Source organism: Camelimonas sp. ID_303_24, assembly GCF_053543495.1.
Genome location: NZ_JBLLJM010000026.1, coordinates 1 through 21,568, shown reverse-complemented (window position 1 = coordinate 21,568; position 21,568 = coordinate 1). Strand labels below are relative to the sequence as shown.

Below are 21,568 nucleotides of genomic sequence, written 5' to 3'. Positions count from 1 at the left end.
ATCAGGCGGGCGATGTGAGCGACCTTTTGCGCGCTCCGGGGAAGGCGCGGCCGGAACCCTGAATCATGGCCCCGCGTCGCCGGAATTTGTCAATTGGCCCATCGGGACACGGGTTGAACTGCACCCGGAATGGCAGACAACTCCCTGCCTCACGCCGCGGCGCTTTCGAGCGCCTCGGGACTGATGCCGCCGAGATGGGAGTGGCGGCGTGTCCGGTTGTAGAAGACCTCGATGTAATCGAAGATGTCGGCTCTCGCGAGATCCCGGGTTTTGTAGATGCGTTTTCGGATGCGCTCTTTCTTCAGACTTGAGAAGAACGACTCCGCTACGGCGTTGTCCCAGCAATTTGCGCGCCGGCTCATGCCGGGTTCCAGATTGTTGGCGTGGCAAAACCGCTTGAAGTCGTCGCTTCCATACTGGCCGCCTTGATCTGAACGCACGACAACCCGCCCTGCGGGCTTTCTGCGCCAGATCGCCATGAGCAGCGCATCAAGCGCCAGCTCTTTCGAGAGGCTGGGTTTCATCGATCAGCCAACGACCTTTCGTGCATGGAGGTCGACGACGACCGCCAGGTAGAGCCAGCCCTGCCAGGTCCGGATATAGGTGATGTCGGTCACCCAGGCCGTGTTGGGGGCATCGACAGTAAACACGCGCTGCAGCCGGTTCGGAGCGATGATCGAGGGGCGACCGGCAATGGTTCGGGGCTTTTTATAGCCGCGTACCGGCTTGATGCCGTTTTCCCGCATGATGCGCTCGATACGGTGGAGGCCGCAGTTCTCTCCGGCTTCCCGAAGGTCGCCGAAGATGCGGCGCGCACCATAGACGCCATGGCTTGCGCTGTAGGAGGCGCGGATGAGATCGCGCAACCGCGCATCCTCCCTTGCGCGATCGCTCGGCGGTTCATGCAACCATGCGTAGAACCCTGCGCCCGCCACCCGCAGAGCCCGGCGCATCAATGTGACGGCGTGGTCACGACGGTGGTCGTTGATGAAGCGGTACTTCACCCGGGTTCCCTGGCAAAGTACCGCGCGGCATTTCTTTAGAGATCCCGCTCATCTTCGGTGCGACGCAGTTGAGAACGAAGGCGAAGAACCTCGCTCTTTGCTTCCATGAGTTCCCTGGATTGCTGCCCGGATCGGTTAGGGGATACGGCCTTGGCCCCTTTGTACAGGCTATATGCCGAAACGCCCAAACGGGCCGCGACATCCGGAACGCCATAACCGCGTTCGCCCCCGCCTAACGGCTTCTTTCTTGAATTCCGGGGCAAATCTCTGTGAACTCACGAGCTGCCTCCTATGCTCAAACGACAGGCGGGACCTGTCTGTCAGGATAGGGGCTGTCCAATATCCGGCGCATGATCGAGGGAGGCCGGAAGCGTGGTCTGTTCGCAATTCATGCTCCCGGTGGCCAGGTGATCGAAATACACCCCAAGTTTATCGCATTGCAGAAGACGGTTGGCTTGCTGGCTTTTGCCCAGTTCAAGAGCCAGGCTGACACGGCGGCGGCAAAAACCGGGCGGAGGCGCATCGCCTGGGAGAACGGACCTGCAATTGCTGTCGGTTGACCCGTGACGGATCCTCGTCGCGCCAATTACGACGGAGTTCCCATGAACAGTCCGGCGCCAAACTGCGCGCTCTGATAGCCTGGCCTGCGGTCCACGAAGCCGCTGCAGGCCATCACGCATTCGGCGCGAATAAAGCAGCTTTCGATCAATCTGGATCGCAAGCTGCTCCAACTCCCCCTGTTGCGAGCCAATTCTGATCGCTCAGCCGACCCCGGGTGATCGGAAAACGTTCTAACAGCTCCTGAGTCTAATCGGGGCGCGCGATATGCGGAAGCGAGTATTGCAGAACATAGATAAACACCGACGTTGTCCAGCCCATCGTCATAATCCCGCTTGTCGCGGTCAGTGGAGCCAGCAAACGGGTGCCGATCTCCTGCGGCACCATGCCCAGCCCAAGCGTGGTGTTCATTATGAAAGCTGAATAATATGCATTCATAAAATCGGTCGCCAGATGCAGATAGAGATATATAGATGCCCAAAGCCAAACTTCTACAAGATGGGTGGAGAAGAAGATTACATTTGTCAGCATTAGGGCGCTAATGACGAATTTGTAAGGGGAGTTTTTTATTAAAAAACGAAGCGGCCGAAGGATTTGAATTAAAAGCAATGTTGCGCAGAGATGCAATATCATCGCCGCGATAATAGCAATGAGCCCCAGAGACAGCTCGAACGCCATGATTATCCCCCGTGAGTCAAAGCGCCAATATCCCGCCGTCCTGGCCGGCTTCCCGAAGTCCGGCGCGTTCGTTTCCACTGTGCCGAACCGGCTCGGATCGTCAAAGCACGATCCAGCTGACCCGGGCCAGCTTCACGCATAACAGCGCCTGTCGCCAACTCTCCATGACGAGGCGGTTGATAGCCGGCAGCATATAAAAGATGGCATGGAGCCGGTATAGCAGCCGGCGTCGTGGCATGACCGAACCCGAACTGCTCACATTCGGGAGCGGGCGTCCACAAGCAGATCCCGGAAGCCGTGAATTTATCCCAAGGTTCGCCTGATGCTGGACTGTTGCGGGTTGATCTGCCGGAAGGGGGCGTCATTGCGAAGTCGCTCCAGGTGCTGAAGCTCACGTTTGATCTCGCCATGCAACTTTGTCACCTGTGGACTGCACCCCATGCAAGGGGAAGTCAAATTCGCATCCTGCGCATCGGGCTGGGAAGCCACCTCGGTCGCCAGCCTGGCCAGTGCGTCGGCATCGGCTGCAGACACCAGCGCGGGAGCGCCGGCCACATAGGTCGTCACATGATCGCACATGCGCTCGGCGGTCGTGATTTGTGGAAACCAGGCGGCGGCCTCGACGGACGCCGGCGGCGGCTCGGCGAGCGCCGCCCGCAGATGCGTTCGCAAGTTCATCAGTTCCCGGTAAGCCTCGCGGCGCGCTTCCCGCAACGACGCGTCTCTGGATTTGTCTCTGGTGCGCGCGGTGGCCCGGATATAATCGGCAATACGTTGTTTCGCCCGCTGGAAATCAGACGCGATCCTGTCGAAATGGGTTCGCGGCCAAATAAAATATCCGAAAATGAGAACGATGGCCCCGCCGATCACAGTATTCTCAATCCGCAAAACTGCATAACTGGCGCCGATGGGAACGGGCTCCAGGGCCCTGAGAAAGACAAGAATGATTGGCGTCGTGACAGCGGCCAATAGCGCGTATGAGCGCTGTGCGGCGGTTGGCATCAGGCCCGCAAATATTGCGATCGGCAGCGCCAGCCACACACCATTCGGTATCAGCAGCACGAACGCCACGCCGACTAACGCGCCGACAATTGTTCCGGCGATGCGCAGGATAGCGCGAGCGAAAACGGAACCGAGCTCCGGCTTCATCACGATGCTTACTGTGAGTGGTATCCAGTACCAATGGTTGGCGCTGAGATACCAGTGCTCGTCGCTTCCAACGAGCCAGCGCGCCGAATAGGCAATACCGAGACAAAGCGCCACCGAGGCGGCGGACCGCAGCACCTCCTGAGTGGGCGCTATCTGGTCGATCGCAACATGGAATCTGCCTGACCGCGGCGGTTCGTGCGGGATCGCAGGCTCTTCGGCCGCTTCAGCAGGCGCGGTGGCGATGTCCAGTGCGCCGAGCAGGGCGTTGATCGCAACCCCGACCGGATCATTGGACGCCACCGGCGGAACGGCTTCACCAGCTGCCGCTGCGCGTAACGCCGTTGCCGCCACCTGGAGCGCCGCCCTGTCCTGCGAGGCCGTGATCGCCACAAAGGAGGCATCGGCCCTGGCGAGAACCGCGGCCATGCGTGCGCCCACATCGCCTCTGCGGAAGTGGTGAGGGGCGGCCTGTATCACTGTCGTGTTGAGCCCGCAGAAGGCCGTCGTCACGCCGCGCCGGGCCTCTTCCACCTCGGGTTGCCTGAGCTGGTCGCCGGACGGTGCAAGCGCCCGGCATGCGGCAAGGTTGCCCAGAGCGCTGAGCAGGGCGGTGAGCTGGGTATGCCGCGTTCTGCCGTGCATGCAGAGCGCCTCGATCCCCAGCAGGGCAACATAGAATACGACCCCCGAGAAATAGAGCAGCGCCGGTCTGTAGTCTGCTGTGCTGGGTATGCCGATGGTGATGGCCGCGACCAGCAGCGCGTGCGTGGTGGCTTTCGACAGTTGCGCGCTATAGGCGCTCGCCACCGCAGCGACGAACCCGAAGACGGTCATGACGGTGACGGTTACCGCCCATGGCATGTTGTCCAGGGCGCCAGCCAGGAAGCCCACCATGCCGAGGATCGGGGCGATAATGGCGGTGCGGAAGCGGGTGCGATATCCTCCACCCGTCTCCGAACTTAGCGCACGCATGGCTCCGTAAGAGATCCACATGGCGGCCAATGGCGCGCCAATGGCAAGGGCGATTGCCCAGGGAAGACCAACGGCCAGCGCTCCCCTGAGCGTATGGCCAACCTCCCATCGGCTTTTCTTGACCCGCGCCAGTTCGCGAAGCCACGAATTGGGACGTTCCGGCTCACCTCCCGCCGAAACCAGCCTGGCGGTAGAGGTCCGCTGCATCTTCTGCATCATGCCGCGCGGTCCCGGGATCCGGCGTGAAATCGGGACCACAGTGCTGGCGGCAGAACCGTTCCGGGATGAGAACACAAAGAAAAACTCCCTGGCCACGAACGTTCTGGCCTTGAGAAGTAGCCAGCACATGCATGCCTTGGCAAGGAATGCTGACCAGCATGACGCCGATGAGATAATCCAGCGCTCTCCCATGTGGGCTGGATGCAGGCTTCAGGCAGTTCCAGAATCGAATTTTTGCGCGAGCGAGCATCAATCCCCCCGTCGCCACATGCCCTGGCGAGTGGGGAAGTCACGCGGCTTCACCATATAGTCCGCGCGTCCCTGATGCCGAGGACCGCCTGGGCCCTGGCAGCAAACCGGCGGGCGCATCCTCCTGCTTCAATCCAATACGGATCACACACAACCCACTGGCGGCGCGCCGGCCATCAAGCCGAGGGATGCCGGGCGCCAGTGGAAAAGCGGCAAATTACGAGCCATCTGCGCTCCACCGGGAGAGCCAAATCAACCATCAATGCTTCCATCGCAAAGACGTTAGCGACGCATCAGACGTGATTAACAGGTCCTGAGCCTGGTCGCAGCCCGCGCACTTTTGTCCGGCATCCGGCTGGGCGGTATGATCAATAGAAAAAATTATCATACTTTTCATCTGCTCAAATGATCTTTCGGTATATGGACCTGTAATGCTGGGCACACCCAAAAATGACCGCAACGACGCCGGGCCCCGGTGTCGGTCGAAAGTCACGAAATTTCAGACGCAAGGGGCGCGCCACGGCGCCTTTTGCTGGGAGAGGCGCACCGATTGTCATGAAATATGATGTACGGGCGGCGGCTTGACGCTGGCGTTTGGCAGCCCCGTTCTGATAAAGGTTTCTGGCTTGTAACGGGATGCGGAACGCGCGCGAGCGCATGTCTCCGGTCCGACAGGAGGCCGCCTATGCACTTTACCCCCCGGGAAATCGACAAGCTGATGATCTACACGCTCGCGCAGGTAGCACAGAAGCGGAAGGACAAGGGGCTGAAACTCAATCATCCGGAAACGGTGTCCCTGATCGCCGCCGCAGCCCTTGAAGGCGCGCGCGAGGGCAAGACCGTTGAGCAGGTGATGGAGTTGGCGAGCAAGACCATCACCCGTGACGACGTTATGGACGGCGTGGTCGAAATGATCCCTTACGTGCAGGTAGAGGCGGTATTTACGGACGGCAGCCGCCTTATCACCGTTCATGATCCGATCAAGTGACGGGAGCCCCTGATGAGCAAGAATGCAAAAAGCACGCCCGTCGGCGGCCTCGTGCTCGCGTCGGACGACATTGAAATCAACGCCGGCTATCCGACCACGACCCTGAAGGTGCGTAATACCGGAGACCGCCCGATCCAGGTCGGCTCCCACTTCCACTTCTTTGAGGTGAATGCCTCGCTCGAATTCGATCGCGAACAGGCGTTTGGCAAGCGGCTTAACATCCCCGCCACCACTGCCCTGCGCTTCGAGCCGGGCGACGAGAAGGAAGTCACGCTGGTGCCCTACCAGGGCAAGCAGCGGGTGCTCGGCTTCAATGGCCTCGTCAACGGCTGGGTTGGCGACGAGAGCTACAACGACTACCGGCCGCGATTGGCTGACGCCATGGAGCGCGTTGCGCGCTACGGCTTCCGCAACAAATCCTGAGGGCCTTTTGCGGCGCCGGACATTCCGGCGGCCAGCGGCGGCTTTGCGTGACAGCAGCAGATAACAGGCGTTTCCCTGGGCCGGTCCCAGGCGGAAACGCGCCAGAACTGGAGCTCCGGGATGGCGAAGATTTCAAGACGGCAGTACGCCGACCTCTATGGCCCAACGACGGGCGACAAAATTCGCTTGGCCGACACCAATCTTTTCGTCGAGATCGAAAAAGATCTGCGGGTTTATGGCGAAGAAGCCGTCTATGGCGGCGGCAAGACCCTGCGCGACGGCATGGGTTATGACAACGAACTGACCAGCGCCGCCGGCGCGCCGGATCTTGTCATCACCAATGTCACCATCATTGATGGCATCCAGGGCGTCATCAAGGCGGACGTGGGCATCAAGGACGGCCTGATCTGCGGCATTGGCAAGGCCGGCAACCCGGCCATCATGCCAGGCGTGACGCCAGGGCTGGCGTTGGGCGCCGGCACGGACGCCATCTCCGGCGAGCATCTCATCCTCACCGCTGGCGGCATCGACGCGCACGTCCACTTCATTTCGCCGCAACAGGCGGAGGCGGCGCTGAGCAATGGCGTGACGACCCTGTTTGGCGGCGGCATCGGTCCAACCGACGGCACCAACGGCACCACCATCACCCCCGGCACGTGGAACATCGAGATGATGCTCCGCTCGTTCGACGCCTGGCCGGTCAATGCAGGCGTGCTGGGCAAGGGCAACTGCTCGTCGCCAGCCCCGATGATCGAGCAACTGCATGCCGGCGCGATGGGCTTCAAGATCCATGAGGACTGGGGCAGCACCCCGGCTGCCATCCGCGCGTGCCTTGGCGTTGCTGATGAATATGACGTTCAGGTCTGCATCCACACCGACACGCTGAACGAAGCCGGCTTCGTCGAGAACACCATCGCCGCCTTTGAGGGGCGCACCATTCACACCTACCACACGGAAGGCGCCGGCGGCGGTCACGCACCGGACATCATCCGCGTGGCCGGCGTTTCCAACGTCGTCCCCAGCTCGACCAATCCGACGCTGCCCTATGGGATCAACTCCCAGGCCGAATTGTTCGACATGACGATGATCTGTCACAATCTCAGCCCCAAGATCCCGACCGACGTGGCCTTCGCGGAAAGCCGCGTGCGCGTTGAGACGATCGCCGCCGAGAACGTGCTGCACGACATGGGGGCGATCTCGATCCTCTCCAGCGACAGCCAGGCCATGGGTCGCGTTGGCGAAAACTGGGCCCGCACCATCCAGACGGCGCATCTGATGAAGGCGCGGCGCGGGGCCTATGCCGGCGATGCGTCGGGCAACGATAATGAGCGCGTGCTGCGCTTCGTCTCCAAGGTCACCATCAACCCCGCCATCGCCCAGGGCGTCAGCCAGGTGATCGGCTCGATTGAAGTCGGCAAAATGGCCGATCTGGTGTTGTGGGATCCGGCGTTCTTCGGAGCCAAGCCGAAGATGGTCATCAAGGGCGGCATGATCTCCTGGGCGCTGATGGGCGATCCCAACGCCTCGTTGCCGACGCCCCAGCCGGTGATCTACCGGCCAATGTTCGGCGCGATGGGTTCGGCGTTGGCCAAGACCCGCGTGACCTTCACCTCGCACGCCGGTTTCGAGGATGGCATTGCCGAGCGCTACGCGCTGCAGTCGCAGGTCATTCCGGTCTATGGCACGCGGACGATCAGCAAGGCGTCCATGGTGCGCAACGCTACGTTGCCGTCCATTGAGGTCAACCCCGAGACCTTCGCGGTGACGGTGGATGGCGAGCATGCGACCATCGAGCCGGCAACGGATCTGCCGCTGACCCAGCTTCACTTCTTTAGCTGAAGTCAGGGTGTTCCCGGCGATGCGGACGCCGCCTGCGTCCGCAGAACGCAAATGAAAACGGCAAGCGCCGGCTTGATGTGGTCGGGCTTGCACAAACGGCGCGGGCGCATCGTCGCCCGCCCCAGATGACGGCTGCAGGGAGTGCCGGAGGGATCATGATCCTCGTTGAGAAAAAGCTCGGCAATATCAATGATCTGGCCTGGAGCGAGCGGGCCCGGACGGCGCGGGTTGACTACCTCGTTCTGGAACAGTGGGAAGCGCCGAAGAACCGCTTGCGCAAGGCCAGTGAAGGCGGCGTCGAGCTGGCGATTTCGTTGCCGCGCTCCGAGCACCTGCACGACGGCGACGTGCTGTACGCAGACGACGCGCAGAACGTCATCGTCGTCGCCCGCGTGGCGCTAAAGGAAGTTCTGGTCATCGAGCTGGAGGGGCTGGAGCGTCTGACGCCGGCTGAGATCCTCCGGTCCAGTTTCGAGCTGGGTCATGGCCTTGGCAACCAGCACTGGCCGGCGGTCATCAAGGGCAGCACGGTTTACGTGCCGCTGTCGGTGGACCAGAAGGTCATGGCCTCGGTGATGCGCACCCACGCCTTTGCCCATGTGACCACGCGCTTCGCGCCGGGCGAGGAAATCGCCGCGAAGCTCGATGCGCGTGAGGTGCGGCTGCTGTTCGCAGGCGCCGACGCCACGCCGCATCACCATCACGGCGGCCATGCGGAAGGTCATGAGGCCACTCACGCCCATGCCCACAGCCACCAGCACAGCCATGAGCACGCGCACGCCAATGGCCAGCGGCATGCGCATGGCCACAGCCATACCCATGCGCATGATCATGAACCTGGTCACCACCACGATCATGGCGACCACCACCATGGCGATGAGGCGCACGCCCATTCCCACGGTCATGATCACGATCACGCCCATCCGCACGATCATGCGCATCCGAAGGAGACGTGATGTCGGAGGCGACGTCTGAGGGGCTCTCCGCGCCGCGCGACATGACGCATCTGGCGCGACTGCTCCAGTTTTCGGACTCCACCCTGCCGGTCGGCGCTTTCGCCTTCTCGAACGGCCTGGAATCCGCCCTGCAAACCGGCGTCGTCACCAACCCCGCCAGCTTGCGGGAGTTCGTCGAACTGGCCGTTCGCCAGGCGGCGCGCATGGACGGCGTTGCCCTGCTGCACGCCAGCCGGGCCATGCGGACGGGCGACTACGAGGGGATCCGCGCCGCCGACGCCGCCCTGTGGCGCCGGCGCGTCGGCGAGGAACAGCAGATGATGCTGGCCCGCATGGGCAAGAAACTGGCCGAGCTTGCGCTGAAAATCAGCGAGTTTCCGGTGCTGGAGCGCTGGCTGGGCGACATCAGGGCCGGCGCCACGCCGGGCTGTTTTCCCATCGGTCAGGCCATTGCGCTCGCCCATATGGGGGCGGACGAGGCGGAAACCTTTGTCATGCACCAGTATGGCGTGGCGTCGATGATCCTGAGCGCCGCCGTGCGGCTGATGCGGATCGATCATCTCGACACCCAACGCATCCTGTTCATGACGCAGCAGCGCGTGCAGGAGGATTACAACGCCGTGCGCCATCTGGCGCTGGATGAAATGTCGGTGTTCGCGCCGGTGTTCGACGTGCTGGTGGCGCATCACACGACAACGCACGTCCGGCTGTTCATGAACTGAGGGCTGGTGTCGCCCAGCCCTGCACGAGGTCAGGCACAATGAAGAAGATCACCCGCATCGGCATTGGCGGTCCAGTCGGCTCCGGCAAGACGGCAATCATCGAGACCATCACGCCACGCCTGATCGACATGGGCGTCAAGCCGTTGATCATCACCAATGACGTGGTGACGACAGAAGACGCCAAACAGGTGCGCCGCACCCTCAACGGCGTGCTGATCGAGGAAAAGATCGTTGGCGTGGAAACCGGCGCCTGCCCACATACGGCGGTGCGCGAAGATCCGTCGATGAATATTGCCGCGGTCGAGGAGCTGGAGGAGAAATACCCCGACAGCGACGTCATCATGATCGAATCTGGCGGCGATAACCTGACCCTGACCTTCAGCCCGGCGCTGGCGGATTTCTACATTTACGTCATCGACGTCGCCGCTGGCGACAAGATCCCGCGCAAGAACGGCGCTGGCGTCTGCCAGTCGGATATTCTGGTCATCAACAAGAAGGACCTCGCGCCTTACGTTGGCGCCAGCCTGGAAGTAATGGACCGGGATTCGAAGCTGATGCGCGGCAAGAAGCCGTTCGTCTTCACCAATTGCAAGACCGGCGAGGGCATAGATGATCTGATCGCCCTCATCATGGACATGGCCCTGTTCGACGTTCAGACAACGCAGCCGCAAACGCCGGCGTCGACGCCCGCCGCCCGGTGATGACAATGACGCTGCACGAGCGCCTGGGCCGGCTCGACGCCGCCCGAGAGGTGCAGGGCTACCAGAACCAGCCCCGGCAGATGCGCGCCGCCGCGCCTGGCAAGGTTGGCGAATTGCGGCTCGGCTTCTCCGTGCGCAACGGGCGCTCGGTGCTGCACGATCTCTACCGGGTGGCGCCCCTGCTCGTGCAGCAGGCGCTGTACTGGGACGAGGCCATGCCGGAGCTGCCGATCTGTTCGATCATTTCGGTGGGCGGCGGCGTGCTGCAGGGCGACCGCTACCGCATCGACATTTCGGTGGAGGAGGGCGCCTGCGCCCAGGTGACGTCGCAGAGCGCCAACCGCATTCACCAGATGGACGCCAACTATGCCTCGCAGCACCAGACGGTGACCGTGGCCTCCGGCGGCTATCTCGAGTATCTGCCCGACTTCACCATTCCGTATCGCGACTCCCGGTTCATTAACGAAACCGAGGTCATCGTCGCTGAGGACGCCACCGTCCTCTATGGCGAAATGCTGATGAGCGGCCGCAAGCATCACCATGAGGACGAACGCTTCGGGCTCGACCTGCTGTCGATGGCGGTGTCCGTGCGCCGTCCGGATGGGCGCGAGCTGTTCGCCGAGAAACTGCTGATCGAAAAGGGCGACCCGACGGTGAATTTCGCCGCGGTGATGCGCGGTTTCGACGCTTTCGCCAGCATCATGTGCCTGACGCCGCCGGATGTGGCGGCGCGCATCCGGGAACGCTTCGAAACGCTGTTTCCGGCCGGGGAAGCGCGCGCCATCGCCGGCGTCAGCCGCCTGCCCAACGGGGCGGGCCTGATGCTGCGCGTGGTCGGCGTGGAAAGTTACGACGTGCGCCGGGAAGTGCGACGTTTCTGGCAAATCGTCCGGGAGGAAGCGCGTGGACGCACCTTGCCGGAGGAGTTTTTGTGGCGCTGAGCCCATCTGCAGGATGCGCCCACCGTCCGGTTTGAACTGGTTGGGCGGAGGGTTCTGTTGGTGGAAGGTTGAGCGGAGAGCCCCGGAAGCCGGGTGGGCCGGTGTCCGGGCGTCAAGGGGCGCTCGCGTCGCAATGCGGCGTCAGTCTGCCGGAAAGAGAAGGGGCGGGGCATGTCCGGAAAGAGAAACGACCCTTTAACAGTCTGCCTGCGCGGAACCAGCCAGGTGTTCTTCATGGAGAACGCCCTGACCGGGGTGCTGTTCTTCGCGGCCATGGGTTGGGCGTCTTACGCGTCGGGCAATTGGGCCACGGTCATCGGCGCCGCCATTGGCGTGGTCGTGGCCACCCTCACCGCATGGTTGCTGGATTGCGATGAAGATTCCATCAGGTCTGGCCTGTTTGGTTTCAACGGCGTGCTGGTGGGCGCGGCCCTGCCCACATTCATCGCTGCTTCTCCGCAATTGTGGGTCTATGTAATCGTTGGCTCCGCCGCCAGCACTGTGGTCACTGCGGCCTTCAGCGCCACGCTCACCAGGAGCTGGGGCATTCCAGGTTCGACCGGGCCGTTTGTCCTCACCGGCTGGCTGATGGTGGCCGGCGCCTATACTTTCGGCGGTTTGCAGGTCACCGGCGATGCGCCGAAGCTGGCCACGGACTATGTGCAGGGCGTCTTTACCATTCCCGCTGCGCCGGATCTGCTCCGCATCTTTTTCCGGAATATCGGCCAGGTCTTCCTGCTGGGCAATGAAATCAGCGGCGCCATCATCCTTGCCGGCATATTTATTGCCTCGATCAAGGCAGGCGTCGCCACGGCGGCGGGGTCGCTCGTCGCCATGGTCGTCGCTATCGGCATGGGCGCCAATCCGGCGACGGTGGCCCAGGGGCTATATGGCTTCAGCCCGGTGTTGACGGCCCTTGCCGTAGGCGTGATTTTCCTCAACCCGTCAGTGAAGGCAACGATTTACGCGTTGCTCGCAACGGTCACCTGTGTGTTCGTCCAGGGCGCTTTCGACGTCATCATGCCGCCATCTGGCTTGCCGTCGTTCACGGCTCCCTATGTGTTGACGATGTATCTGTTCATCGCGCCGAAGTCGCTGCTGGCTCCGCACCCGCACAGCCCGGTCAGCGGGCATCCGGTCGAGAGCAAGGCGCCTTCCTCCAAATAACATGGCGCGGCGGCTTTCGGGCCGCCACGCCCTCCCATGCCTTCGGCGGGAGTGTCAGACAGGACGCTTCCGCCCCTTTTGCCAAGGATAAACGCCATGCAAGGCATCAACGCAGGCGACACCGCCTTTATCCTGATATGCACCGCGCTGGTGTGCATGATGACCCCCGCGCTTGCATTGTTCTACGGCGGGCTGGTGAAGCAGCGCGACATGCTGTCGATCATGATCCAGAACTTCGTCTGCATGGGCGTCGTCGGGTTGATCTGGGTGTTCGGCGGTTTCAGCCTCGCCTTTGGCCCTGACATCAATGGAGTTATCGGCAACATCTCCACGTATTTCGGCATGTATCATGTCGGCATTTCGCCCAACCCGACCTATGCCAAAAGCGTGCCGTTCATCATGGTGTTCGCCTACCAGATGATGTTCGCCATTATCACGCCGGCGCTGATGACCGGCGCGTTCGTGGGCCGTTTCCAGTTCGGCGCCTATCTGCTGTTCATCGCGTTCTGGACTGGTCTGGTCTATCTCCCGGCGGCGCACTGGATCTGGGGTGGTGGTTTCCTTGCCAAAATGGGCGTGGTCGATTTCGCTGGCGGCATTGTCATTCACACCGCCGCCGGCTTCTCGGCGCTCGCAACGGCTGCCTATCTGGGCAAACGCAAGCTCGGCGTGGGCGAGAAGGAGTCGATGCCGGCCAGCCTGCCGCTCGTGGCGCTGGGCGCGGGCCTGCTCTGGTTCGGCTGGTTCGGTTTCAACGCTGGCGGCGCCTATGCGGCGGACGCGTTGGCGGCCTATGCCTTCACCAACACCATGCTGGCGGGCTCCATCGCCATGCTGGTGTGGATGTTCTGGGAGTGGCTGGAAACCCGTCGGCCGTCGTTCTCCGGCGTTCTGGTCGGCGCCGTCGCTGGCCTCGCCACAATCACGCCGGCGTCGGGTTATGTCGAACCCATGTCAGCCCTGCTGATCGGCGCAGCTGGCGCGACGGTGTGCTACTACGCCAAATACGTGCAGAAATGGCTGAAGATCGACGACACCCTTGAGGTGTGGCGGGCCCACGGCGTGGGCGGCGTCACCGGCGCCCTGCTGATTGGCGTCCTCGCCAGCTCCCACATCAATCAGGTGCAGGCCAGCGCCCATCAGCTCGGCGTGCAGGCGCTTGCTGTGGCGATTGTCGCCGCCTGGGCGGTGATCGTGACGTTGATCCTGCTGAAGGTCCTCGACGCGATGGGGATCCTGCGCGTGCCGGAGGAGGTTCAACTCGAAGGTCTCGATGTGGCCGAGACGGGCGAGCGCGCTGTCAATCTCTGGAACATGGACAGCAAGCGCGCTGAATAACAGCCAGGGGCCGTCACGCCCGGGTCATGAGATGCCGGACGCCAGCATGGCGTCCGGATTGCGAGCCTGTCGCCCGGCCGTTGAACCGCCGGGCGGCGTTTTCATTTATGCGTTTACAGCGATGGTCCGGCGAGATCCTCACAACGCGTCAAGCTCCAGGAATGTTGGATGAACGTTACTCTTGTCATCTTCACCCTGGTTTACGTGGCCATGGCGTTCGGCAAGCTGCCGGGCTTTCGGGTGGATCGCACCGGCGCGGCGGTTGTCGGCACGCTGGCCATGATTGTTTTCGGCGCCATTTCGCCGAAGGCCGCCTGGGACGCCGTGGACTATCGCACCATCGGCATGCTGTTTGGCCTCATGGTGGTGTCGTCGGCGTTTGTCGTCTCCGGCTTCTACGCCTGGCTGGCGCAACGCGTCGCCACCATGCCGGTCAGTCCGCCCACCCTGCTCGCCATGTTGATTGTGGTGGGCGGGGTCATGGCCGCCGTGCTGACCAAGGACGTGGTGATGGTGGCGATGACGCCGCTGCTTGTGTCCATCACCATGGCGCGCAAGCTCAATCCCGTCCCGTTCCTGCTGGCCTTCTGTTTTGGCGTCAACACCGGATCGGTGGGGCTGATCAGCGGCAGCCCGCAGAACATGATTGTCGCCCAGGGGCTTGGCCTGTCGTTCAGCGGCTTCATGAAGGTGACGGCGCTGCCGGCGCTGTTGTCGTTCCCGGTGGTGTGGGCGGTGGTCGCCTTCATGTATCGGGGGCGCTGGGCCTTGCCGGAAGGCGTGGGCGCGCCCCCGCCGCCAGCGGCGCCCATTCCGCCACTGGACAAGTGGGAAACCGTCAAGGCCGGCCTGGTGACGATGCTGGTGATGGCGGCCTTCATATCCGACCTCTGGCCCCGCGAGATCATCGCGCTTTCGGCGGCCGGCGTGCTGCTGCTGAACCGCAAGATCGCGTCGAAGGACATGCTGGGTCAGGTCGATGGCAATTTGCTGCTGCTGATCATGGGGCTGTTCGTGGTGAACGCTGCGCTCGGCCTCACCGGCCTGCCGCAGCAATTGCTGCATGATCTGCGCGACATCGGCGTCGATCTGAACAACCCTGTCACCCTGTGTCTCGTTGGCGGGTTGCTCAGCAATGTTATCGGCAACAATCCCACCGTTATGTTGCTGACGCCGTTCCTGCAGTCGGGAGCAGACGCCGAGGCCCTTGGCGCGGCGCTGGCTGTCGGCACGGGCTTTTTCAGCAATCTCGTGGTGTTTGGCAGCCTGGCCGGCATCATCGTGGTTGAGCAGGCGGCGCGATGCGGCGTGCGCATCTCTTTCGCGGAGTTCTCGCGGGCCGGCGCCCCGGTTACCGCCTGCTGTCTGGCAATCGCTTTGGCCTGGATCATGTATCTGACCTGAGGCGATCCATCCCTTCCTGGGCGTGGCTCCGGTCTGGCATGAGAACAGGCGTAGGGCGAAGCCGTCGCCAGCCAGCCAGCCAGCCAGGAAACGGAAAGGGCGGGGCGGAGGGCGCTGGCCGGCTCCGCGGCGCCGTCTGGTCAGGCGGTTTTCCGCATGCCCAGACGGAAGCCGGCCCACACGGCCGCGTAGCCGGCCAGCAGGCTCACCGTCAGATAGGCAAGGGCGACCACAAGGCCGGCGGCGGAGGCGTTCATCACGACGAAGGCGCCATAGACGAAGCTGGAGAACGTCGACAGACCGCCCATGACCCCGGTTCCGACCAGGGTATTGACGTCGTCGCTGACCGTCCGGCGTTGATGCAGGGCGGTGACGAGGCCCAGCAGGAATGACGCAAGAATATTGGCGACGAATATCGGCATGGGAAAACCGTCAGCCGGGTCAGGAACCCCAAGCATCAGAAATTCACGCGTCATGGCGCCAATGGCGCCGCCAACGAAGATGAGGATAATGGCGTTGATCATGACGGCGCTCCTCAGCCTTGCAAGCGGGCCAGAGCCGCTCCGCCAGCTGCCGCCAGCAGGCCGGCGACGACAGAACCAGCAAGATAGGCGATGGCGGTCACGGAGCGTTGCGCGTCGCCGAGCTTGAGCGCGTCAAGCTGCATGCTGCTGAACGTAGTGTAGCCGCCCAGAATGCCTGTCAGCACGCCCGCGTTCAGCGGCGCGCCGAAACGGTCGCGCCAGTCTACAGCGAACAGAACCGACAGATAGCCGATGACGAAAGCGCCGCTCACATTGATGATGAACGTGCCCAGGGGAAAGCCGCCGTGGTAGCGCTCGCCCACCATGCGTCCAATCTGCCAGCGCAACAATGATCCGGCCCCACCGCCAAGACCAACCCACATGACATCCAGCGGCCGCATGACTGTTTGCTCCACGGTATCGTTCACTGCAATCCAGGAACACTGGCAGGCGTTCTGGCAGCGGCAGTCTCGAATTTGTTGATCCTGGACTGGAAAAGATCAGGGATAGCCTGAAAAAATCAGTCGCGTGAATTTACGGTTTCCCGGTCTGTTTGGGACCATGTTCCCAATATTCTGTTTGCGTCTTTGCGACGACGGCGTCAACCACTGCGGCGGCTGGAGCGCGATGTCCCCGGATTCAACCGCGTTCGCGATCCGGCGCCTTATGGTTCACGCCTTTTGTGACCAGGCGGCATCCATTTGTTCGCATTTTGCACCCGCAGTCTGATGTGGATCAGTCTTGGTCATTTTGGTGGGTTTTCGGTGGTCGACTTGTCGCAGCGGCAGGAAATGTCTAAGCACAACCATATCGTGTTCCGAACCCTTGCGCGGTCCCTCCGTGCGCAGCGTGTCGCAGGGGGCCCTTGAGGCGCTGTTGCTCCTCGCGGCATGTTCCGTGGAGGTTTCTTGCCCGTCTTCCAGGATCATCGTCAGAGCCGGGTCATGTGGGGCATTCCGTCTCTCGTGTGGCCGGCTCTTCTGGATCCAGCCTGGCGCATCGTCACGGGCCGGTCGTCCCGTGCGCGCCGTATGGCGTCGGGGGCAGGGATCCTGATTTCGATCGCCGGCGTTATGGCTGGCTGCGCGCCAGTCCGGCCGTCCCTGGGCGCGCCGGCCATTCCCCTGTTCGACGCCTATTTTCCCGCCTGGCTGCTCTGCGCGTTCGTAGGCGTCATTGGCGCCGTGCTGGTGCGCATCGCGTTCATTCGCATTGGCCTTGACGACGTGTTTCCCGTGCGCCTGCCGGTGTATGTGGCGGTCGCCGTCATCATCGGCCTTCTGGTGTCCTTCTTCGGCTTTGGCAGGTAACGCATGGCTCCCGCGAGCAAACAACGCGCGGTGAAGGTTTGGGGAGCGCTGGCTGGCCTCATCATCATCGGCGTCGCCGTGCTCGGTGGCGAGCGCTTCATGCGCCAGGCCGATCGCAATCCCCTGTCCCAGGACGCCAGCCTGAGCGCCAGGACCGTGGTGATCTCGGCCAGCGTGCCTGGCCGCATCGCCAGCCTCCATGTCGTTGACAACCAGGCGGTGGGCAAAGGCGATCTGCTGCTTGTGCTTGAGAAAGAGCCCTATCAGCTGGCGCGCGATCAGGTCGCGGCCGATCTGCGTATTGCGGAAGCAGCGCTGGCGGACAGGCGCCGGACCGTCGTGGCCGAACAGAACAACGCCATCATCGCCGACGAGCAGATTGCGCGGGCAAAATCCAACCTGGCTCTCGCCACCCAGACCCTGACCCGGCTGTCGGCGCTGCGCCCGAAGGGCTATGTCAGCGCCCAGGAAGTCGATACCGCCCGCACGGCGAAGCAGGACGCTGAGGTGAGCCTGCGCCAGGCCATGCGCCAGAAGGATGCGGCGGAGGCCCTGGTCGGCAGCCTGGCGGCGGCAGAAGCCCTGGTGGACGCCCGCCGGGCGGCGTTGGCGCTGGCGGAGCGTGGCCTGGCCAATACCGAAGTGCGCGCGCCCTTCGCCGGCAAGGTTTCCAGCCTGAATGTCGGGGTGGGCGAGTATGTGATCCCTGGCCAGTCCGTGTTCACGCTCATCAGCACGGGGGAGTGGTTCGCGGTGGCGCCGTTCACAGAGACGGAATTGCCGGCGATCCGCATCGGCGACTGCGCCACCGTTTACGCCCTGTCTGACCGCAAGCGGGCCATCCGCGGCCGGGTCGAAAGCATCAGCTGGGGCGTGGCCTCGGAGGACGTGATCCGCATTCCCCGCAACCTTCCGGTCGTGCCCAAGAGTCTGGACTGGGTGCGCATCGCCCAGCGCTTCCCCGTTCGCATCCGGCTCATCGATCCTCCGGACGAACTGATGCGCGTCGGCGCGTCCGCTACCGCAATGGTGCATCATGGCGACGGCTGCTGATGCGCCCTGGCGCATGATCGCCCGGCAGGTCTGGAGCGATCTTCAGCCGTTCGAAGGGCGCTTCGGCCTGACCTGGCGCGTGGCCTTGCTCTGCGCCATCACCGCCGCCGTGGCGATGATGCACCGGATCCCGGAATCGGCCATCAGCTGCTATCTGATCATCTTCCTGATGCGGCCCAACGGAGCCGAGTGCGTCGGCCAGGCCATAGGCCTGATCATTCTCGCCACCCTCGTGGTTTTCGGCATGGCGCCGCTGATCCAGTCGCTGGCGGAGACGCCATTGCTGCGCCTGGCGGTGATCGCCGGGGCGACGTTCATCTTTCTGTTTCTCAGCTCGGCGTCGCAACTCGGCGAGATCGGGGCCATCATCGGCCTGGTCATCGCCTTTATCCTGACCATGGTCGACCTCGTCCCGGTTGGCGAGATCGTCACGCGCGGCCTGCTGTACGCCTGGGCGATGGCCTGCATGCCCATGGCGCTGATGATCGGCTTCTGCCTGGTGCTCGGAACCGGCCCGCACACGCTGCTGCGCCAGACGGTGGCCGAACGCCTGAACGCCGCCGCCGATCTGCTGGCGACGGGCGATCGCAGCAAGGCGATGGCGCTGCTGGCGGAAGGCCAGGCCGAGGTCGACAAACGGGTGCTGATGACCCGGATTTTCCACACCGCGCCCAAAGCCGAGGCGCAATGGCTGGCGGGCGCCGCTTCCGCGACTTACCGGATGCTGCTGGCCGCCGCCGCGCTCGCCAACGACGACGGCAAGAGCGCCGCGCGCCAGTCGCTGGCCGCCGCCAGCCGCGCCGCCGCGCAGGCGGTGCGCCATCGGGGGGCGCTGGGTCAGCCGGAGCCCCTGGCGGCCGATGCTGACGACGCGCCAGCGCTGGCGGCAATCCGCGGGACCCTGGCTGGCCTTGGCGCGCCGGACGGCGGCATGAAGGCGGTTCCGGCCAAAATTCCGTTTCTGGCTCCGGACGCCTTCACCAACCCGGACCACCAGCGCTACGCCCTGAAAACCACGGCGGCGGCGGTGCTGGCTTATCTGACTTACTCCTTGCTGGACTGGGAAGGCATCGCCACCGCCATGGTCACCTGCTACGTGGCGGCTTTGGGCACCACGGGCGAGACCACGCACAAGCTGATGCTGCGCATCGTCGGCTGCCTGATCGGCGCGCTGATCGGCGTTCTGTCGATCCTGTTCGTCATGCCGCATCTCACCTCTGTGGGCGGACTGATGGCGCTGGTTTTCGTCGCCATCCTGCCGGCCGCATGGGTGTCGACGGGCAGCGAACGCATCTCTTATGGCGGCGTTCAGATCGGTCTTGCCTTTCTGCTGACCATTCTCAACGGTTTTGGCCCAAGCCTCGACATGGGGTCGGCGCGGGACCGGATCATCGGCATCCTGCTCGGCAATACGCTGGTGTTCATCATGTTCACCAATTTTTGGCCGAAGAGCGCGGCCGTGCAGGCGCGTCGCCAGATCGCGGGAGCGCTCAACGCGCTGGCCCGCCTGGCCGTCATGGCGCCTGCGGCGCGTCCGGACGCCGTCAACGACATCGCCGCCGCCGCCACCAGCACGGCCGCCGCGAAGATGGCCCTGGACATGACGCCGTTCGAGCCGCGCAGCCAGAGCCCGGCGCCGGCCGAACTGGGTCGCCTGTATGGGCTGATCGAAGAGATTGTCGCCCTGCTGCCCGCCGTAGCGTTCAGCAACCGGGCGCTTGATGAGGAAGCCCGGCAGTTTCGCGCGGCCGGCGGGACGCTCGATCCCGAAGGCGGCGCGGCGTTGACCTTGCCGGTCGCCGCCGCCATGACGGACAGTGATGCGCCTGACACGCTGGCGCGGGCGCACCGCATCACGCAGCTTGCCGCCGGATGAGAACATGACGTTACGCAACGCCGCCAGGCTCATCATGACACGGGCGGACCGCCAGCTGCGGCTGGGTCTGCTGCTCGCGGTTGCCGGGAGTCTCGCCGCCTGCGCCACCAGCGCCCTGGAGAACGCGCCCGAACATCCCGCCGCGCCGTGGAAGCCGAAGGGCGAGCAGGCGACGGATGCGGCTGGCGGCGCGCCTTCCTTCAGCGTGACGCCGCAGCCGGAAGTCGCGGCGCTGGAAGCGACGCCGGATATTTCGTCGAAGCAGGCTTACGACCTGCCGGCGCTGATCGACATCGCCCAAAGCCGCAATCCTGTGACGCGCCTCGCCTGGCAACAGGCGCGCCAGGCGGCGCTGTCAGAGGGCATGGTCGCGGCGACGTATCTGCCGGTCATTTCCGCCAGCGTCATTGGCGGCCGCCAGCGGGTGGGGGGCAGCGTCGACAACGCCCTGCCGGGCCTGCGCGATCCCAGCGTCACCGTGGGCGGCGTCACCCCCACGGTGACGCTGCAATGGCTGCTGTTCGATTTTGGCCAGCGCCGCGCCCTGCATGACGCGGCCAGGCATAACTTGGCGGCGGCCAATGTGCTGTTCAACGGCGCGCACCAGAAGATCATCTTCGACGTCACGCGGGCCTATTTCCTCTACGGCGCCGCGCGCAGCCGCGTGCGCATCGCGGGGCAGACGCTCGGCAACAGTCAGGCCATCGAAGCCGCCGCCGCCGATCGCATGGCGAAGGGGCTCGGCAATGCTGTGGAGGTCGCCCAGGCGAAACAGCAGGTCGCCCAGGCGCGCTTTGGCCTGGTGCAGGCCCAGGGGGCGGAGCGCGGCGCCTATCAGGCGCTGCTCGGCGCCATGGGCGTGTCGCCGATGACGCAGATGCAGATCCGCGACGCCAGCGGCCGGGCGCTGTCGGCGAATTTCCAGGCTCCGACCGATGCGGCCATCCGCGCCGCGCTGGCGCGTCGTCCCGACGTGCTGGCCAGCTACGCGGCGATGAAAGCCAGTCGCGCCGGCGTCGCCGCCGCAGAATCGGAGTTCATGCCCAAGGTGTTTCTCAGCGCCGTCGCCGCCAGCGGCTCCAACAGCCTGAGCACCACGGGCCTGCCGACCATTGGCCAGCAGGGTTCCACCACCGGCTTCCTGGTGGGAGCGACCATGCCGATCTATGACGGCGGGCTGCGCGCCGCACAATTGCGCAAGGCCGAGGCGCTGGCCGATTCAGGCGAAACCACGTTCAACCGCGTGAAGAACGACGCCGTGCGTGAGATCATCGTCGCTTCCGATACGTTGCGCTCGGCGCTGGCGTCCTACAAGGCGGCCTCGGCGCTGGCGGATGCGGCGCGGGTCACCTATGACGCGGCGTTCGCCGCCTGGAAGTCCGGCGTCGGCTCCATCACCGCCGCCACCGCCGCCGACAGCGGTCTGCTCGTGGCCCGCCAGGCCCAGGCAGACGCCCACGCCGCCTCGCTGGTCGCCGCGGCCAATCTGGCCTTTGT

At 63.8% G+C, this 21,568-nt stretch carries 19 protein-coding genes and 2 pseudogenes; 15 read left to right on the top strand and 6 right to left on the bottom strand.

Translation table 11 applies throughout. The annotated features are described in order from the left end of the window. Positions 1-149: 149 nt before the first annotated feature. Positions 150-1,283 (bottom strand): annotated as a pseudogene (locus ACERNI_RS16535) (IS3 family transposase). A 71-nt stretch (positions 1,284-1,354) separates the two neighbouring features. Between ACERNI_RS16535 and ACERNI_RS16530 the strand changes: the two are divergent. Next, the gene (locus ACERNI_RS16530) at positions 1,355-1,564 is read left to right on the top strand and encodes a hypothetical protein (protein WP_448834343.1); all 210 of its coding nucleotides are present in this window, start codon (positions 1,355-1,357) and stop codon (positions 1,562-1,564) included. Positions 1,565-1,811: 247 nt separating this feature from the next. On the opposite strand, the gene ACERNI_RS16525 is transcribed toward ACERNI_RS16530, so the two are convergent. The 3 genes from ACERNI_RS16525 to ACERNI_RS16515 form a co-directional block, all read right to left on the bottom strand. Then, positions 1,812-2,240 (bottom strand): ion channel, encoded by a 429-nt coding sequence (locus ACERNI_RS16525; protein WP_448834342.1) that lies wholly within the window; start codon positions 2,238-2,240, stop codon positions 1,812-1,814. 303 nt (positions 2,241-2,543) lie between these two features. Further along, a complete protein-coding gene (locus ACERNI_RS16520; protein WP_448834341.1) occupies positions 2,544-4,580 on the bottom strand; it encodes an FUSC family protein in 2,037 nt (678 codons plus the stop codon). Continuing rightward, positions 4,525-4,830 (bottom strand): hypothetical protein, encoded by a 306-nt coding sequence (locus ACERNI_RS16515; protein WP_448834340.1) that lies wholly within the window; start codon positions 4,828-4,830, stop codon positions 4,525-4,527. The genes ACERNI_RS16520 and ACERNI_RS16515 overlap by 56 nt, the downstream gene beginning before the upstream one ends. Before the next feature lie 684 nt (positions 4,831-5,514). On the opposite strand from ACERNI_RS16515, the gene ACERNI_RS16510 reads away from it, so the two are divergent. The 10 genes and pseudogenes from ACERNI_RS16510 (at position 5,515) to ACERNI_RS16465 (ending at position 15,308) form a co-directional block, all read left to right on the top strand. Then, positions 5,515-5,817, top strand: coding sequence for an urease subunit gamma (locus tag ACERNI_RS16510; RefSeq protein WP_448834339.1), 303 nt, complete (start codon positions 5,515-5,517; stop codon positions 5,815-5,817). Between the two features lie 12 nt (positions 5,818-5,829). After that, entirely contained in the window at positions 5,830-6,240 is a 411-nt protein-coding gene (locus ACERNI_RS16505) for an urease subunit beta (RefSeq protein WP_448834338.1), read from the top strand. Positions 6,241-6,360: 120 nt separating this feature from the next. Further along, positions 6,361-8,079: an urease subunit alpha gene (locus ACERNI_RS16500; RefSeq protein ID WP_448834337.1), complete on the top strand. Its 1,719-nt coding sequence runs from the start codon at positions 6,361-6,363 to the stop codon at positions 8,077-8,079. Between the two features lie 155 nt (positions 8,080-8,234). Further along, positions 8,235-8,894, top strand: a pseudogene (gene ureE / locus ACERNI_RS16495) (urease accessory protein UreE); the annotation flags it as partial. Between the two features lie 182 nt (positions 8,895-9,076). Next, complete coding sequence (locus ACERNI_RS16490) at positions 9,077-9,757, top strand: urease accessory protein UreF (RefSeq protein ID WP_448834344.1); 681 nt, start codon at positions 9,077-9,079, stop codon at positions 9,755-9,757. 38 nt (positions 9,758-9,795) lie between these two features. Beyond that, positions 9,796-10,458, top strand: a complete 663-nt coding sequence (gene ureG, locus ACERNI_RS16485; RefSeq protein ID WP_448834336.1) for an urease accessory protein UreG — start codon at positions 9,796-9,798, stop codon at positions 10,456-10,458. A 5-nt stretch (positions 10,459-10,463) separates the two neighbouring features. Continuing rightward, on the top strand, positions 10,464-11,399 hold the full coding sequence (locus ACERNI_RS16480) for an urease accessory protein UreD (RefSeq protein WP_448834335.1): 936 nt from the start codon (positions 10,464-10,466) through the stop codon (positions 11,397-11,399). A gap of 171 nt (positions 11,400-11,570) precedes the next feature. Beyond that, a complete protein-coding gene (gene yut, locus ACERNI_RS16475; RefSeq protein ID WP_448834334.1) occupies positions 11,571-12,566 on the top strand; it encodes an urea transporter in 996 nt (331 codons plus the stop codon). A gap of 96 nt (positions 12,567-12,662) precedes the next feature. Further along, positions 12,663-13,904, top strand: coding sequence for an ammonium transporter (locus ACERNI_RS16470; RefSeq protein WP_448834333.1), 1,242 nt, complete (start codon positions 12,663-12,665; stop codon positions 13,902-13,904). Positions 13,905-14,072: 168 nt separating this feature from the next. Next, entirely contained in the window at positions 14,073-15,308 is a 1,236-nt protein-coding gene (locus tag ACERNI_RS16465; protein ID WP_448834332.1) for an SLC13 family permease, read from the top strand. Positions 15,309-15,448: 140 nt separating this feature from the next. On the opposite strand, the gene ACERNI_RS16460 is transcribed toward ACERNI_RS16465, so the two are convergent. Continuing rightward, positions 15,449-15,832 carry a CrcB family protein gene (locus ACERNI_RS16460; RefSeq protein ID WP_448834331.1) on the bottom strand — a complete coding sequence of 128 codons (384 nt, stop codon included), beginning with the start codon at positions 15,830-15,832 and terminating at the stop codon, positions 15,449-15,451. Between the two features lie 11 nt (positions 15,833-15,843). After that, complete coding sequence (locus tag ACERNI_RS16455; protein ID WP_448834330.1) at positions 15,844-16,233, bottom strand: fluoride efflux transporter FluC; 390 nt, start codon at positions 16,231-16,233, stop codon at positions 15,844-15,846. 630 nt (positions 16,234-16,863) lie between these two features. On the opposite strand from ACERNI_RS16455, the gene ACERNI_RS16450 reads away from it, so the two are divergent. The 4 genes from ACERNI_RS16450 to ACERNI_RS16435 form a co-directional block, all read left to right on the top strand. Further along, positions 16,864-17,142, top strand: a complete 279-nt coding sequence (locus tag ACERNI_RS16450; RefSeq protein ID WP_448834329.1) for a YtcA family lipoprotein — start codon at positions 16,864-16,866, stop codon at positions 17,140-17,142. A 3-nt stretch (positions 17,143-17,145) separates the two neighbouring features. After that, positions 17,146-18,195 (top strand): multidrug transporter subunit MdtN, encoded by a 1,050-nt coding sequence (gene mdtN / locus ACERNI_RS16445; protein ID WP_448834328.1) that lies wholly within the window; start codon positions 17,146-17,148, stop codon positions 18,193-18,195. After that, complete coding sequence (locus ACERNI_RS16440) at positions 18,179-20,071, top strand: FUSC family protein (RefSeq protein WP_448834327.1); 1,893 nt, start codon at positions 18,179-18,181, stop codon at positions 20,069-20,071. The genes mdtN and ACERNI_RS16440 overlap by 17 nt, the downstream gene beginning before the upstream one ends. A gap of 4 nt (positions 20,072-20,075) precedes the next feature. Then, a partial coding sequence (locus ACERNI_RS16435) for a TolC family protein (protein WP_448834326.1) occupies positions 20,076-21,568 on the top strand: 1,493 nt, incomplete at its 3' end.

Excerpts from the sequence above, each read along its gene's own strand:
- ACERNI_RS16530 (WP_448834343.1), top strand. The coding sequence starts at position 1,355 with ATGATCGAGGGAGGCCGGAAGCGTGGTCTGTTCGCAATTCATGCTCCC.
- mdtN (WP_448834328.1), top strand. The coding sequence starts at position 17,146 with ATGGCTCCCGCGAGCAAACAACGCGCGGTGAAGGTTTGGGGAGCGCTG.
- ACERNI_RS16470 (WP_448834333.1), top strand. The coding sequence starts at position 12,663 with ATGCAAGGCATCAACGCAGGCGACACCGCCTTTATCCTGATATGCACC.
- ACERNI_RS16460 (WP_448834331.1), bottom strand. The coding sequence starts at position 15,832 with ATGATCAACGCCATTATCCTCATCTTCGTTGGCGGCGCCATTGGCGCC.
- ACERNI_RS16490 (WP_448834344.1), top strand. The coding sequence starts at position 9,077 with ATGACGCATCTGGCGCGACTGCTCCAGTTTTCGGACTCCACCCTGCCG.
- ACERNI_RS16525 (WP_448834342.1), bottom strand. The coding sequence starts at position 2,240 with ATGGCGTTCGAGCTGTCTCTGGGGCTCATTGCTATTATCGCGGCGATG.
- ACERNI_RS16515 (WP_448834340.1), bottom strand. The coding sequence starts at position 4,830 with ATGCTCGCTCGCGCAAAAATTCGATTCTGGAACTGCCTGAAGCCTGCA.
- ACERNI_RS16465 (WP_448834332.1), top strand. The coding sequence starts at position 14,073 with ATGAACGTTACTCTTGTCATCTTCACCCTGGTTTACGTGGCCATGGCG.
- ACERNI_RS16500 (WP_448834337.1), top strand. The coding sequence starts at position 6,361 with ATGGCGAAGATTTCAAGACGGCAGTACGCCGACCTCTATGGCCCAACG.
- ACERNI_RS16505 (WP_448834338.1), top strand. The coding sequence starts at position 5,830 with ATGAGCAAGAATGCAAAAAGCACGCCCGTCGGCGGCCTCGTGCTCGCG.
- ACERNI_RS16520 (WP_448834341.1), bottom strand. The coding sequence starts at position 4,580 with ATGATGCAGAAGATGCAGCGGACCTCTACCGCCAGGCTGGTTTCGGCG.
- ACERNI_RS16455 (WP_448834330.1), bottom strand. The coding sequence starts at position 16,233 with ATGCGGCCGCTGGATGTCATGTGGGTTGGTCTTGGCGGTGGGGCCGGA.
- ACERNI_RS16450 (WP_448834329.1), top strand. The coding sequence starts at position 16,864 with ATGGCGTCGGGGGCAGGGATCCTGATTTCGATCGCCGGCGTTATGGCT.
- ACERNI_RS16510 (WP_448834339.1), top strand. The coding sequence starts at position 5,515 with ATGCACTTTACCCCCCGGGAAATCGACAAGCTGATGATCTACACGCTC.
- ACERNI_RS16440 (WP_448834327.1), top strand. The coding sequence starts at position 18,179 with ATGGCGACGGCTGCTGATGCGCCCTGGCGCATGATCGCCCGGCAGGTC.
- yut (WP_448834334.1), top strand. The coding sequence starts at position 11,571 with ATGTCCGGAAAGAGAAACGACCCTTTAACAGTCTGCCTGCGCGGAACC.
- ureG (WP_448834336.1), top strand. The coding sequence starts at position 9,796 with ATGAAGAAGATCACCCGCATCGGCATTGGCGGTCCAGTCGGCTCCGGC.
- ACERNI_RS16480 (WP_448834335.1), top strand. The coding sequence starts at position 10,464 with ATGACGCTGCACGAGCGCCTGGGCCGGCTCGACGCCGCCCGAGAGGTG.